The sequence below is a fragment of the Neisseria sp. P0008.S002 genome (assembly GCF_051962805.1).
GTDB lineage: Bacteria > Pseudomonadota > Gammaproteobacteria > Burkholderiales > Neisseriaceae > Neisseria > Neisseria perflava.
The window spans coordinates 16,210-29,635 of the sequence record NZ_JBQCUY010000009.1 but is presented as its reverse complement, the minus strand read 5'-3'; the positions used below and the strand labels follow the sequence as shown (position 1 = coordinate 29,635).

At 47.5% G+C, this 13,426-nt stretch carries 13 protein-coding genes; 4 read left to right on the top strand and 9 right to left on the bottom strand.

Going from position 1 to position 13,426, the window contains the following annotated elements; genetic code table 11:
* Positions 1-263: 263 nt before the first annotated feature.
* Positions 264-725 carry a winged helix-turn-helix transcriptional regulator gene (locus ACTHSA_RS09875; protein ID WP_079453694.1) on the bottom strand — a complete coding sequence of 154 codons (462 nt, stop codon included), beginning with the start codon at positions 723-725 and terminating at the stop codon, positions 264-266.
* A 216-nt stretch (positions 726-941) separates the two neighbouring features.
* Between ACTHSA_RS09875 and alr the strand changes: the two genes are divergently transcribed.
* Positions 942-2,000 carry an alanine racemase gene (alr, locus tag ACTHSA_RS09870; protein WP_295846513.1) on the top strand — a complete coding sequence of 353 codons (1,059 nt, stop codon included), beginning with the start codon at positions 942-944 and terminating at the stop codon, positions 1,998-2,000.
* A 59-nt stretch (positions 2,001-2,059) separates the two neighbouring features.
* Here the strand turns inward: alr and ACTHSA_RS09865 are convergent, their stop codons facing one another.
* On the bottom strand, positions 2,060-2,803 hold the full coding sequence (locus tag ACTHSA_RS09865; RefSeq protein WP_070624774.1) for a pseudouridine synthase: 744 nt from the start codon (positions 2,801-2,803) through the stop codon (positions 2,060-2,062).
* 330 nt (positions 2,804-3,133) lie between these two features.
* Here ACTHSA_RS09865 and ACTHSA_RS09860 point away from each other — a divergent pair, with 330 nt between their 5' ends.
* Both ACTHSA_RS09860 and ACTHSA_RS09855 read left to right on the top strand, forming a co-directional pair.
* Complete coding sequence (locus ACTHSA_RS09860) at positions 3,134-5,215, top strand: carbon starvation CstA family protein (RefSeq protein ID WP_049336196.1); 2,082 nt, start codon at positions 3,134-3,136, stop codon at positions 5,213-5,215.
* Positions 5,205-5,399, top strand: a complete 195-nt coding sequence (locus ACTHSA_RS09855) for a YbdD/YjiX family protein (RefSeq protein WP_003747442.1) — start codon at positions 5,205-5,207, stop codon at positions 5,397-5,399. Before ACTHSA_RS09860 ends, ACTHSA_RS09855 begins: the two co-directional genes overlap by 11 nt.
* 117 nt (positions 5,400-5,516) lie before the next feature.
* Here ACTHSA_RS09855 and ACTHSA_RS09850 read toward each other — a convergent pair whose 3' ends face one another.
* The 5 genes from ACTHSA_RS09850 to ppsA all read right to left on the bottom strand — a co-directional run bounded on the left by ACTHSA_RS09850 (position 5,517) and on the right by ppsA (position 11,000).
* Positions 5,517-5,807, bottom strand: a complete 291-nt coding sequence (locus ACTHSA_RS09850; protein ID WP_049336193.1) for a chaperone modulator CbpM — start codon at positions 5,805-5,807, stop codon at positions 5,517-5,519.
* Between the two features lie 15 nt (positions 5,808-5,822).
* Positions 5,823-6,782 (bottom strand): DnaJ C-terminal domain-containing protein, encoded by a 960-nt coding sequence (locus ACTHSA_RS09845; RefSeq protein WP_063068882.1) that lies wholly within the window; start codon positions 6,780-6,782, stop codon positions 5,823-5,825.
* 205 nt (positions 6,783-6,987) lie between these two features.
* Complete coding sequence (locus ACTHSA_RS09840; RefSeq protein WP_049336190.1) at positions 6,988-7,470, bottom strand: hypothetical protein; 483 nt, start codon at positions 7,468-7,470, stop codon at positions 6,988-6,990.
* 170 nt (positions 7,471-7,640) lie between these two features.
* A complete protein-coding gene (locus ACTHSA_RS09835) occupies positions 7,641-8,345 on the bottom strand; it encodes a peptidoglycan DD-metalloendopeptidase family protein (protein ID WP_070624773.1) in 705 nt (234 codons plus the stop codon).
* A 270-nt stretch (positions 8,346-8,615) separates the two neighbouring features.
* Entirely contained in the window at positions 8,616-11,000 is a 2,385-nt protein-coding gene (ppsA, locus tag ACTHSA_RS09830) for a phosphoenolpyruvate synthase (protein ID WP_004520518.1), read from the bottom strand.
* Between the two features lie 412 nt (positions 11,001-11,412).
* Here ppsA and ppsR point away from each other — a divergent pair, with 412 nt between their 5' ends.
* A complete protein-coding gene (gene ppsR / locus ACTHSA_RS09825) occupies positions 11,413-12,234 on the top strand; it encodes a posphoenolpyruvate synthetase regulatory kinase/phosphorylase PpsR (RefSeq protein WP_070588146.1) in 822 nt (273 codons plus the stop codon).
* A 55-nt stretch (positions 12,235-12,289) separates the two neighbouring features.
* Here ppsR and dcd read toward each other — a convergent pair whose 3' ends face one another.
* Entirely contained in the window at positions 12,290-12,856 is a 567-nt protein-coding gene (gene dcd / locus ACTHSA_RS09820) for a dCTP deaminase (protein WP_003680541.1), read from the bottom strand.
* A 126-nt stretch (positions 12,857-12,982) separates the two neighbouring features.
* Positions 12,983-13,414 carry a hypothetical protein gene (locus ACTHSA_RS09815; RefSeq protein ID WP_070624771.1) on the bottom strand — a complete coding sequence of 144 codons (432 nt, stop codon included), beginning with the start codon at positions 13,412-13,414 and terminating at the stop codon, positions 12,983-12,985.
* Between the last annotated feature and the right edge of the window lie 12 nt (positions 13,415-13,426).

The following is a 13,426-nucleotide window of genomic DNA, read 5'->3' as shown; positions in this document are numbered from 1 at the left end:
TACATTGAAACATGATTACATTTAAGATCTGTTAATTGAATAATTAAGAAACTTTACAAGAAAAATACTTGCGCGGTTGAATATCTTGTTGCATAATTCGTTTCGTTAGCTGGTTCGAGTAGTCAGTTAATAGTTTCTCCTCTATTTCTCCTTTGTAGACTTGGCACACATTCTGTCGGATGTGTGCATTTTTTTTGCCTATTTAAAATAAAGGCCGTCTGAATGTTGTAATCTTTCAGACGGCCTTTGTTTGTTGAATAGAATTAGATGTCTAATACTACTTCTTCTTTGACTTCTTCCATGACAACATAGCTGCGGCTTTCGGAAGCAGCCGGCAGTTGCAGCAGGATATTGCCGAGCATATCTCGATAGGCGGACATATTGGGCAGGCGGACTTTGATAAGGTAGTCGTATTCGCCGGATACTAAGTGGCATTCCAGAATTTGCGGAATCTTCAGCACTTCGCGTTTGAAGTCTTCAAAAATATTGCCGGATTTGGAACGCAGTTTCAGCTCGACAAAGACCAAGAGGCTTTGGCCTAAAGCATGAGGATTCAGATGGGCGTGATAGCCGGTAATGAGGTTGTCGCGTTCCAAGCGGCGGACGCGTTCGGTTACTGGCGTAGTGGAGAGGCCGACTTTTTCAGCCAATTCAGTCATGGGGATACGTGCATTTTGTTGTAGGAGCTTGAGGATTTTTAAGTCGGTTTTGTCGAGTTCTTTCATGGCCTTGATGTCTGTCGTTTTCATTTGGATTGAATCATAACCTTAAAACAGGCTGAGAAGAAGCATAAATGCCTAAAGGTGCGCATGAGTTCTAAAATATGAATAGATTATTCTTGTGTATTTCATGGAATCCTGTGTAGTTTTTGACCTATAATATTTACTTCAAAGTAATAGGGCAGGCCGTCTGAAACGGAATGCCGATAAGAGGAATACATTATGCGTCCGCTCAATGCGCAAATCCGTTTGGATAATTTACGTCAAAATTATCGTTTTCTCAAAGAGTTGCATGGCAATAAATTGTTGGCCGTGATTAAGGCCGATGCTTACGGGCATGGTGCGGTCAGATGTGCACACGCGTTGGCGGATATTGCCGACGGCTTTGCGGTGGCAACGGTAGATGAAGGCGTGGAATTGCGTCAAAACGGCATTAAAAATCCGATTGTTTTGTTGGAAGGCGTGTTTGAGGCTACGGAATATGCGGATGTTGACCGTTATGATTTGTGGCCGGCAATCGGTAGCCAATGGCAGTTGGAGGCGTTTGTGCATCATGAGTGGCAACGTCCGACGACCGTATGGCTGAAAATGGACTCGGGTATGCACCGTGCCGGTTTCTTTCCGCATAACTATGCCGCCGCCTATACTGCATTGAAACAATCCGAATCGGTTGAAAACATTGTGAAATTCAGCCATTTTGCCTGCGCGGACGAACCGGAAAACGGCATGACCGAAATGCAGCTTGAAGCGTTTGATTTGGCGTGTGAGGGTTTGGAAGGCGAAGAGAGCTTGGCGAATTCCGCCGCGATTTTGAACGTGCCTGAAGCGCGGCGCGATTGGGGACGTGCCGGTCTGGCCTTGTATGGTATTTCGCCTTTCGGCGGCGTGGATGAGCGTTTGAAACCTGTTATGCGCCTGACTTCCCGTGTTTTCGGCGAGCGCGTGTTGCAACCGCATTCTCCGATTGGCTACGGCGCAACGTTCTACACCAGCAAATCTACCCGTGTCGGTTTGATTGCCTGCGGCTATGCCGACGGTTATCCGCGTCGCGCTTCCACTAATTCCCCTGTGGCAGTGGATGGCAAACGCAGCCGTATTATCGGCAGGGTATCTATGGATATGATTACGGTTGAGCTGGAAGCATCGAAAGAGGGCTTGGGCGCGGAAGTCGAGCTTTGGGGCGATGTGATTAATATCAATGAAGTTTCCGAAGTTGCCGGTATGATTCCGTACGAAATTCTCTGCAATATCAAACGTGCGAAGTTTACTTATATCGAGTAAGCAGTAAAAGATGAGGCCGTCTGAAATGTGTTTTCAGACGGCCTTTTTATTAGCTGCAATTAAAACGATTCGTCAGCGCGTAGATAACGCCATTTGCCCGGCGGCAGTCTGCCGAGTTTGACTTTACCCATGCGGATGCGTTTCAAACCGACGACACGCAGGCCGACCAGTTCGCACATGCGGCGGATTTGGCGTTTTTTGCCTTGTCGCAAAATAAAGCGCAACTGGTCTTCGTTTTGCCATTCGACTTTGGCGGGGCGCAATTTTTCTCCGTCCAAACTCAAGCCGTGGTTGAGTAGGGCGAGGCCTTTATCGTCCAGTTTGCCACGGACGCGGACAAGGTATTCTTTTTCGCTGCTGCTGTTTTCACCAATCAGTTGTTTGGCAATGCGGCCGTCCTGAGTGAGTACTAACAATCCGACGGAGTCGATATCTAAGCGGCCGGCAGGGGCTAAGCCGAATTTGTGTTTTTCGCTGAAAGGGATATGGCTGTCATCGCCTTCCCAATGGTTTTCGGCGGTAATGAGTTCTGCGGCGGATTTATAGCCTTTTTCTGCCTGCGCGCTGACGTAGCCGACGGGTTTATTCAGAAGGATGGTTACGCGCGCTGCTTGTTTTTCATGGGCTTGTTTGTTGAGGTCGATGCGGTCGCGCTCGGTGACTTTTTGACCGAGTACGGCGGTTTGACCGTTGACTTTGACCCAGCCTTGCTCGATGTAACTGTCTGCCTCGCGGCGCGAGCATAAGCCCAATTGCGCCATGCGTTTGGAGAGGCGCATGGTTTCGGAATCGTTGTTTTGCATGGTATGGCAATATAGAGAAATGGGAATGTCGGATTATAGCATTGACTGTTTGTCAGGCCGTCTGAAAACTGAATTTTTGGGTTTTCAGACGGCCTTTCGTTTGTTATATGTTAAGGAATATTTAGTTTTGAAGTAAAAAATGAAGGGTATATTGTCTGTTTGTGTTAACCTTACGGACGAACTAATCATTTTGTTTTCAGTCGAATTTGGGTTGAAATGACATTTCACTCATGAAATCATGAAGACTATAATGACTGGTCTTTCTGAAGCGCATTAAGGCAGTTTGTCGCTAAAGCAAGCCTTGGTGCATCACGTTTTAAGGATAAATCAATGAAATCGCTCAAATCATTTTTGATCTGGGGCATTGTGGTTTTGGTAGGCTTGGCCTCCTTTACTACTTTAGCTCTCAGCCGTGGCGAGCAAGTCAGTGCGATTTGGATGGTTACGGCCGCCATTTCGGTATACTGCATTGCCTACCGTTTCTACAGTCTTTACATTGCCAACCGTGTGATGCAGCTTGATCCTAACCGTCTGACTCCGGCAGAACGCCACAATGACGGCTTGGACTATGTTCCCACACATAAAGGCGTACTGTTCGGCCACCACTTTGCCGCTATTGCCGGCGCAGGCCCTCTGGTTGGTCCTGTATTGGCAGCGCAAATGGGTTATCTGCCCGGTACTTTGTGGATTATCTTCGGCGTGGTATTTGCCGGTGCCGTACAGGATATGATGGTACTATTTGTTTCTATGCGCCGTGACGGTAAGTCTTTGGGCGATATCGTGAAACAAGAACTCGGTACCGTTCCCGGCGTGATTGCATCCATTGGTATTTTGATGATTATGGTCATCATTATGGCGGTGTTGGCGCTGATTGTTGTGAAAGCATTGGTTCACAGCCCTTGGGGTACGTTCACCATCGCAGCGACTATGCCGATTGCTCTGTTTATGGGTATTTACACCCGTTATATCCGTCCGGGCAAAATTGGCGAGATTTCCATCGTCGGCTTTATTTTGCTGATGTTGGCCGTGATTTACGGTGAAGATGTTGCCCACAGCTCCTTCGGTCACTGGTTCGACCTTGACGGCATTCAGCTGACTTGGGCGATTATGATTTACGGTTTCGTGGCTTCCGTATTGCCGGTTTGGCTCTTGCTGACTCCGCGCGACTATCTGTCTACCTTCCTGAAAATCGGTACGATTGCAGCTTTGGCTTTGGGTATCGTTATTGTTAACCCGACTCTGCAAATGCCTGCAGTTACCCACTTTATCGATGGTTCAGGCCCGGTATTCTCTGGTGCATTGTTCCCATTCTTGTTCATTACCATTGCTTGTGGTGCAGTTTCAGGCTTCCATGCGCTGATTTCTTCAGGTACCACTCCAAAAATGGTGGAAAACGAAACACACGTCCGCATGATCGGTTACGGCGGCATGATTATGGAAAGCTTTGTGGCTATTATGGCGCTGGCTGCCGCCGCTTCGCTTGAGCCAGGCGTGTACTTTGCGATGAACAGCCCGGCCGCGCTGATTGGTACAGATGCCAACACAGCTGCCGAAGTCATCACCACTAAACTGAATTTCTCTGTTGATGCCGCAACCCTGTTGCACACTGCTAAAGAAGTGGGCGAAAACACCATTCTATCCCGCGCAGGCGGTGCACCAACCCTCGCAGTCGGTATGGCACACATCATGAGCCGTCTGATTCCGGGCGAAGCCATGATGGCGTTCTGGTATCACTTTGCCTTGCTGTTTGAAGCCTTGTTCATCTTGACCGCAGTTGACGCCGGTACACGCGTTGCCCGTTTCATGATTCAAGACTTGGGCAGTATCTTCTACAAACCATTCGGTAACACCGACTCAATCCCTGCCAACTTGGTTGCCACATTCTTTGCTGTGGCATTGTGGGGTTACTTCCTCTATACCGGCGTAACCGACCCTCTGGGCGGTATTAACTCGCTCTGGCCGTTGTTTGGTATCGCCAACCAAATGCTTGCAGGCGTAGCGTTGATTATGTGTACCGTCGTATTGGTGAAAATGAAACGCGACCGCTATGTTTGGGTAACTTTGGTTCCTGCTGTCGGCGTATTGTTTGTAACCTGCTATGCCGGTTTGCAAAAACTGTTCCACAGCGACCCGCGCGTCAGCTTCTTGGCTCACGCAGGCAAATACCGCGATGCCTTGGCTTCAGGCGAAGTCCTCGCTCCTGCTAAAGACATTGGCGAAATGTCACAAATCATCTTCAACGACCAAATCAATGCCGGTTTGACCGCTTTGTTCTTGGCAGTTGTCGTGATTGTCGCCGTGTACGGTTTCCGTACTGCCATGAAAGCCCGCAAAGTCGGTTGGCCAACTGCTAAAGAAATTCCAGCAGTGTACCGCGACGGTAAACAGCCGGAGACTCAAAGTGAAGCATAAGCTCGCATCTTGGTGGAAAACCATCAAGTTGACAGCGAACTTGATGGCCGGTGTCCCAGATTATGAAAACTACGTTGCCCGCCAGCGCAAACATAATCCCAACGCGCCGGTCATGACCGAGCTGCAATTCCAAGACTACTGCCGCAAACGCCGTTGCGGCGGCAACGGTGGACGCTGTTGTTAATGAAGGCATAAAAAGGCCGTCTGAAAATATTTTCAGACGGCCTTTCATTATGGAATATCAATAAAAATCAAAAACTTTGTCTTGTCATCAATATTTAATTGAACAACTTGCCAATATTTACTCTTCTTCGAGCAGGACCAGCGGACGCTGTATTTTTCTGAGTTCTTCCACCTCGTCCAACAGCCGCATAATCAGCCCCAATGCAGGAATGCCGGCCTCAAAATCACGGCTTAAGCGTTGTGCGCGACGGATGCGGGCAAGATGAAAACCACTGAAGGTGCTTTTTTCGGGCACTCCATCTATGCTGATGATGTCTTCTGCTATAAGTTCCAACAGCCAATCACGACGGCAGCGGCTGGCGGCAACGATTTCTTCAAAAGTAAGGGTAACATCGGAGGACTGAATCATAATTTATCCTTTCTCTTATGCTTGTTTCGCGGCAAAGTGTTCGGCTAATTTTTCCCATGCGGCACGGTCGGCTTCGCTCTCTACTGGCGGAACATTAATGCGGATATTGAGATAAAGGTCTCCGGCTTCTTTTGCAGGAATACCTTTGCCTTTGAGGCGGATGCTTTTACCGCTTTGGCTGTTGGCAGGCAGATTGACCTGCAAGCGGCCTGAAGCGGTAGGGACGATGATTTTGCCGCCCAATACGGCTTCCCAAGGTTTGACATCTATTGTTTGATATACGTCTTTCCTGTTTTTGACGTATAAATCAGGTTGGTCGTGGAACTTGATTTTTAAGTACAAGTCACCGTTTTCTCCACCGTTATATCCCGGCAAACCTTGACCGGCCAAACGGATTTGTTGGCCTTCTGCAATGCCTTTGGGGATTTTGACGTTGAGGGTTTTATTTTGATAAACCGCACGTCCGTATTCGTCTAGAGTTGGCACATTCAAAGTCATGCTACGTTCTGCGCCAACATACGCTGCGTAAATATCAATACTCAATTCAGCATGTTGATCCTCGCCTTTTATTGGGCCGCGGGGTTGCTCGGAACGAGTGTGGGATTGGCGGAATGATGAAAACAGATCTTCAAAATTGAAGTCTCCCGCTCCGAACGGTTCGCCTTCATGACGTTCATAGTGGAAGCCGCCACCGTTAAATCCATTGCCAAACGGATTGCCGCCTTGACCGAACGGATTGCCTCCGGCGCTGCGTCCGTAAGGATTAGCCAACATTTCATCGTATTCGGCCCGCTTTTCTTTATCGGAAAGCGTTTCGTAGGCACGGTTGATTTCTACTGTACGTTCGGCTGCGTCAGGTTCTTTGCTGACATCGGGGTGGTATTTGCGCACCAGTTTTCGGTAGGCTTTTTTGATTTCGGCCTCATCCGCATCTTTGGCAACGCCTAGTATTTCATAATAGTTTTTTTCTGCCATGTTATTCCTTTGACTGCTAATATACAAAATTCTTATAGTTTTAATAATTGAGGGTAGATATTCTAAAATCAAGGGCATTGGAAATAAAATTCTCTATTTCTGACAATGATTAATGGGTAATTTATTTCTTTGTTTTTAGAGAAATAGAAAATATAAAGGCCGTCTGAAATACGGTTTTTCAGACGGCCTTTATCAAATTGGGGTTTTATTTGTCTTGAGCATTTTTTTGTTCGCGAACCACCCATTGGGCAATATCTGAACCCAATACTTTAGAAGTGCGGTTCAAGACGGCGCAAGAGCTTTTATAAGCGCCAAACATGCCACCGGAAGAGTTGCGGGTAAAGGTTTTTTTATTAACTTGTTTGCCGTCAACATACAAAGTGGCTGAAACCGCCATCCCTTTGGCGTGACCGATAAAGGCATTGCCTGCACTCATGGCGGAAGTGATAGCGATATCTGCGTATGTGCCTTGTTTTTTACCGTCACGGACAACTGTTACATCGCTTTTGGCTGCAGTTTCTTGCAAAGATTTGGACATGATGCTGCCCACTTCTAAACACTCAGAAACAATACGGGTATCGATTTCTTCTTTATCGCGGTAAGGAATGCTTTCATCAATATGGACATCTGCGCTGGCAAATGCAGATGCAAACAAGAATGCGGTTGCAAGGATACTGCTAGGAGACATAGTAGGGTACCTGAAATGGAATGTTAAAAAGAGTTGTTATTGTATAACGGTATTTACACTCAATCAACATAAGTTAAATAGGAAAAGATTTTGTTGAAATAGCTGTTATAGCAAGATAATCAAAAGGCCGTCTGAAATACTGCTATTCAGACGGCCTTTTGATTGGGGCATTAATTTGTTCTAGTCAAATAAGGCAGGGGATCGACTGCTTTGCCGTTTAGACGAACTTCAAAATGAAGCTTGACGCTGTCTGTATCGCTGCTGCCCATGGTCGCGATAACTTGACCTGCTTGGACTTTTTGATCTTTTTGTACCAAAAGCGTGTCGTTGTGGGCATAGGCGGTAATGGTGTAGTCGTTGTGGCTGATTAAAATCAGCTTGCCGTAGCCGCGTACTTCTTCGCCAACGTAGATGACGGTACCGGCTGCGGCAGAACGGATTTGTTGGCCTTGCGTGCCTGCAATATCTATGCCTTTGCTGCTTGTGCCGTTGTAGCGTTGGATAATGGAGGATGAGGCGTTATCGGTCGGCCATTGCAAGCTTAACCGGTTGATTGGGGTAACGGCGGTTGCTTGGCGTTGCTGCGTAGCAGTATTGCGGGAGGCAACATGACGGCGGACTCGCAATACTTGACTGACTTCGATTTGTGAGGCGTTGGGAAGGTTATTCCATGCAACCAGTGTATTGACGTTTTGTCCGTAGCGTTTGGCAATTTGGGTCAGGGTATCGCCGGGGCGGACTTTGTAGTAGCCGTCAGGTACAGCTCGGTTGGAAGAGGTATTGTTGCCAGCGCAGGCTGCTAAGACGGCAATGGTGCTGATGAGGGCCAGACGTTTTAAGGCCGTCTGAAAGGTGGAAATAAAATTTGTATTCATGGGTTGTTTCAAAATGTATCGTTATGTTGTGTATGATAGATAGGAAGAGTGGAAAAAGGTTCACTCAAAAGGCATGGGATAAACTGCATAAAGGCAGCATATTAACATTGAAAATTTGTGGATATGGCGGTATATTTTTTTATCATTTTGATGATAAAGGATTTTTTTGATAAGGTAAAAGAAAGTGAAAGTTTTTTCAGACGGTATTGAATAAGGCAATAAAAATCCCCTGCCGAGATAAACGGGCAGGGGATTTTTGTCTCATCGAACTTATTTGTTCAATTCGTTAGCCAGATACAGCCAAGTTTCAATCACGGTATCAGGGTTGAGCGATACGCTCTCGATACCTTCTTGAACCAGCCATTTGGCAAAGTCCGGATGGTCTGACGGGCCTTGACCGCAAATACCGACGTATTTGTTTTGTTTGCGGCAGGCAGAGATTGCCAAGTGCAACATCACTTTAACGGCAGGGTTGCGCTCGTCGAAGGAATCAGATACCAAACCGCTGTCACGGTCGAGGCCGAGGGTCAGCTGGGTCATGTCGTTAGAGCCGATGGAGAAACCGTCGAAGTATTGCAGGAATTGTTCTGCCAATACAGCGTTGCTTGGCAACTCGCACATCATGATCAGGCGCAGGCCGTTTTTGCCGCGTTCCAAACCGTTTTCTTTCAGGGCTTTGACAACAGCTTCGGCTTCACCCAAAGTGCGGACGAATGGAATCATGATTTCGACGTTGGTCAAACCCATTTCGTCACGGACGCGTTTCAAGGCTTTGCACTCGAGTGCGAAGCAGTCTTTGAAGCTGTCAGCAACATAACGCGCTGCACCACGGAAGCCCAACATTGGGTTTTCTTCGTGCGGTTCGTAGATGCTGCCACCTACCAAGTTAGCGTACTCGTTGGATTTGAAGTCAGACATACGGACGATGGTTTTGCGTGGATAAACCGAAGCAGCCAAAGTTGCCACACCTTCTGCGATTTTATCGACATAGAAGTCGACAGGAGAAGCGTAGCCAGCGATGCGGCGGGTAATTTCCGCTTTCAATTCGTCGTCTTGTTTGTCAAATTCCAACAAGGCTTTAGGATGGATACCGATTTGACGGTTGATGATGAATTCCATACGTGCCAAGCCGATGCCTTCGCTAGGCAGGTTGGCGAAGCTGAATGCCAATTCAGGGTTACCAACGTTCATCATCACTTTGACAGGGGCTTTAGGCATGTTGTCCAAAGCAACATCGGTAACTTGTACGTCCAGCAGGCCGGAGTAGATGAAGCCGGTATCGCCTTCGGCACAAGATACGGTAACTTCTTGGCCGTCTGAAAGCAGGTCGGTAGCATCGCCACAACCTACAACAGCCGGAATACCCAATTCACGCGCGATAATCGCTGCGTGGCAGGTACGGCCACCACGGTTGGTAACAATGGCAGAAGCACGTTTCATTACCGGTTCCCAATCCGGGTCGGTCATGTCGGTAACGAGTACGTCGCCTGCTTCAACGGAATCCATCTCTGAAGCATCTTTCACCAAGCGAACTTTACCTTGGCCAACTTTTTGACCGATAGCTCGGCCTTCGCACAAGACAACTTTTTCGCCGTTGATAGAGAAGCGGCGCAGGTTGCGGCTGCCGTCTTCTTGAGATTTTACAGTTTCAGGGCGTGCTTGCAGGATGTAGAGTTTGCCATCCAAACCATCGCGCCCCCATTCGATGTCCATTGGGCGGCCGTAGTGTTTTTCGATGGTCAGCGCGTAATGAGCCAACTCGGTTACTTCGGCGTCGGTAATGGAGAAGCGTTGACGGTCTTCTGCAGGTACATCAACGTTGGTTACAGATTTACCGGCTTCGGCTTTGTCGGTAAAAATCATTTTGATTTGTTTCGAACCCATGGTTTTGCGCAGGATAGCCGGTTTGCCTGCTTTCAAAGTAGGTTTGAATACATAGAATTCGTCAGGGTTTACCGCGCCTTGTACGACGTTTTCGCCCAGGCCGTAAGAAGAGGTAACGAAAACGACTTGGTCGTAACCGGATTCGGTATCGATGGTGAACATCACACCGGAGGCACCGCTGTCAGAGCGCACCATGCGTTGTACGCCGGCAGAAAGGGCAACGATGTCGTGTTCGAAGCCTTTGTGGACACGGTAAGAAATGGCACGGTCGTTGTACAGGGAAGCGAATACATGGTGCATCGCTTCTTTAACGTTATCCAAACCATTAATATTCAGGAAGGTTTCTTGTTGGCCGGCGAAAGAAGCGTCCGGCAAGTCTTCTGCTGTTGCAGAAGAACGTACGGCAACGGAGATGTCCGCACCGCCGGCATCGGCAACCATTTTGTTCCAAGCTGTTTCGATTTCAGCATCCAGTTGCTCAGGGAACGGGGTATCCAAAATCCATTGACGGATTTCTTTACCCACGCGTGCCAATTCAGCAACGTCTTCAACATCCAGTTGTTTCAGGGCTTCGGAAATACGCTCGCTCAGACCATTGTGAGCCAGGAAAGCACGATAAGCTTCGGCTGTGGTTGCAAAACCGCCGGGAACGCGCACGCCTTTTTCAGTCAGTTGGCTGATCATTTCGCCCAAAGAGGCATTTTTACCGCCCACTCGCTCAACGTCAGTCATACGCAGGTTTTCAAACCAAATAACGTAGTTTTCGGCCATTTGTGTGTCCAATCCAAAAAATGTTAAAAAAGAAACAAATCCGCCTGCTTATTGTAGCCATTCGTTTGATGGCTGTCATGTGTTTTATCTTTTTAAAAATCACAAATTCGTCTGTGATATTGTGCTTTTCAGGCGTGTAGCCTTCTGAAATGTGAATATCAGATTCATGTTTTTACGTGTTATCTTCTTGTTAAATATGGAAAACAAAATAAGTTAATAAATTTGATAAACAAGATTTATTTTGCAATTTTAGAATAAAATTCTACAAAATAGCAAAAAATAAAATTTTGTGCCAATTTAAAAATTGTTCAAATTTGTTGTAATCCTGTGTAATCTATCGGGAATTGCTTTATTGCAAAGGCTGTAACTGCTATGATTGCCGTCTGAAACGTTACCCTCAAGAGGATTCATTATGACTGATCCACGCCAAGTCTTCTATATTTCCGACCGAACCGGTCTGACCGCTGAAAATATCGGTGAAGCCTTGCTGAACCAATTTGGCAATGTTGAGTTCAAACGCCATACCTATCCGTTTATTGATACGCCTGAAAAAGCGCGTGCTGTTGTAGACAAAGTCAACCAGTCAGCTGAAAAATTCGGCGTGCGCCCGATTGCTTTTGTCAGTGTGGTCAATGACGAAATCCGTGAAATCATCAAGAAAGCCAATGCGTTCCATATTAATTTCTTTGAAACCTTTCTCGGTCTTTTGGAAAAGGAACTCAATACGGAGGCGGTTGCCGCCCGGCAGGGGCACCACAGTATCGGCAATACCCAACGCTATGATGCGCGTATGGAGGCGGTCAATTTTTCACTGAATCATGATGACGGCGTCAGCGATAAAAACCTGCAGGAAGCGGATGTGATTTTGATGGGCGTGTCCCGTTCGGGCAAAACGCCGACCTGTCTCTATCTGGCCCTGCAATACGGTATCCGCGCCGCAAACTATCCATTGATTCCCGATGATTTGGAATCGACCGATTTGCCGCGTATGGTCAAACCTTATAAAGACAAGCTGTTCGGCTTGACCATTCAGCCTGAGCGTCTGCAGGCTATCCGTCATGAGCGCCGTCCTAATTCGACCTATGCCAAAATCGATACTTGCCGCAGCGAGATTGCCGATGCGCAAAATATGTTCAAACGCCACGGAGTGCCGTTTACCAATACAACGGATAAATCTGTGGAAGAACTCGCCGTTCATATCTTGCAGGCATGTAAGTTGAAACGCCGTTTCTAAATGAAATAAAAAAAGGCCGTCTGAAATTTCAGACGGCCTTTTTTTATTTTGTGTATTAAGTCTTAGGCAGGGTAACACCGGTTTGCCCCATGTATTTGCCGTTTCGGTCTTTGTATGAAGTTTCGCAGACTTCATCGCTTTCAAAGAATAAGACTTGAGCCACGCCTTCGCCTGCATAGATTTTGGCAGGCAGGGGGGTGGTGTTGGAAAACTCAAGCGTAACGTAGCCTTCCCATTCAGGCTCGAACGGGGTAACGTTGACGATAATGCCGCAGCGAGCATAGGTGGATTTGCCCAAGCAGACGGTTAGGACGTTGCGCGGGATGCGGAAATATTCGACTGTGCGCGCCAGTGCAAAGGAGTTGGGCGGAATGATGCAACAGTCGTCTTCGACTGTAACGAAGTTTTTTGGGTCGAAGTTTTTTGGATCAACGATGGTGCTGTTGATATTGGTGAAGATTTTGAATTCATTGGCACAACGGATGTCGTAGCCGTAGCTGGATGTGCCGTAGGAAATGATGCGTTGGCCGTTGGCCTCTTTGATTTGGTTGGGCTCGAACGGCTCAATCATGCCGTGTTCTTCGGCCATGCGGCGTATCCATTTGTCGGATTTAATGCTCATGGTGGTTGTCCTGGGGTAAGGGTTGTTTGGAAATTCTTTAAAATCAACACAACAGCCTTATAAGCAGGCTTGTTCATTGATGTTTCAGACGGCCTAAAAGCCGGATAAGGCCGTCTGAAAGGCTGTTTATTTGGTTTTGGAAGCAGATTTCTTAGCCAGTTTGACTTCTTTAATCATACCGTCTTCGCATTTCATGATGAAGACGGGTGTGCCGTTTTGGGAAGCGGTAAAGTTTCCGTGCGCCCTGCCTTTTTTGAACATGCCCTCCAGCGTCATATTGCGTAATTTGGCGCTGTTGGAGGAGAAAGGTTCGATAAAGGTTTCGCTGTTGCCGGAGACGGTATATACGCCTTTGCCGTCAAATTTGCCGTTTTTAAAGGCGCCGACATAGCTGCGGCCGTCTTGGCATTTCCATGTGCCTTTGCCGGATGGTTTGCCGTCTTTGCCGACATCGCCATCGTAAACGCAACCTTTTTCCTGATAAGGATTGATGGTTTCGGCAATGGCAGGCGTACCCAGCATGAAGGCGATAGGGAGTAGGGCAAGGTATTTCATCATTCATTCCTTTTT

Coding starts and splice junctions, on each gene's coding strand:
- ACTHSA_RS09875 (WP_079453694.1), bottom strand. CDS start 725: ATGAAAGAACTCGACAAAACCGACTTAAAAATCCTCAAGCTCCTACAA.
- alr (WP_295846513.1), top strand. CDS start 942: ATGCGTCCGCTCAATGCGCAAATCCGTTTGGATAATTTACGTCAAAAT.
- ACTHSA_RS09865 (WP_070624774.1), bottom strand. CDS start 2,803: ATGCAAAACAACGATTCCGAAACCATGCGCCTCTCCAAACGCATGGCG.
- ACTHSA_RS09860 (WP_049336196.1), top strand. CDS start 3,134: ATGAAATCGCTCAAATCATTTTTGATCTGGGGCATTGTGGTTTTGGTA.
- ACTHSA_RS09850 (WP_049336193.1), bottom strand. CDS start 5,807: ATGATTCAGTCCTCCGATGTTACCCTTACTTTTGAAGAAATCGTTGCC.
- ACTHSA_RS09845 (WP_063068882.1), bottom strand. CDS start 6,782: ATGGCAGAAAAAAACTATTATGAAATACTAGGCGTTGCCAAAGATGCG.
- ACTHSA_RS09840 (WP_049336190.1), bottom strand. CDS start 7,470: ATGTCTCCTAGCAGTATCCTTGCAACCGCATTCTTGTTTGCATCTGCA.
- ACTHSA_RS09835 (WP_070624773.1), bottom strand. CDS start 8,345: ATGAATACAAATTTTATTTCCACCTTTCAGACGGCCTTAAAACGTCTG.
- ppsA (WP_004520518.1), bottom strand. CDS start 11,000: ATGGCCGAAAACTACGTTATTTGGTTTGAAAACCTGCGTATGACTGAC.
- ppsR (WP_070588146.1), top strand. CDS start 11,413: ATGACTGATCCACGCCAAGTCTTCTATATTTCCGACCGAACCGGTCTG.
- dcd (WP_003680541.1), bottom strand. CDS start 12,856: ATGAGCATTAAATCCGACAAATGGATACGCCGCATGGCCGAAGAACAC.
- ACTHSA_RS09815 (WP_070624771.1), bottom strand. CDS start 13,414: ATGATGAAATACCTTGCCCTACTCCCTATCGCCTTCATGCTGGGTACG.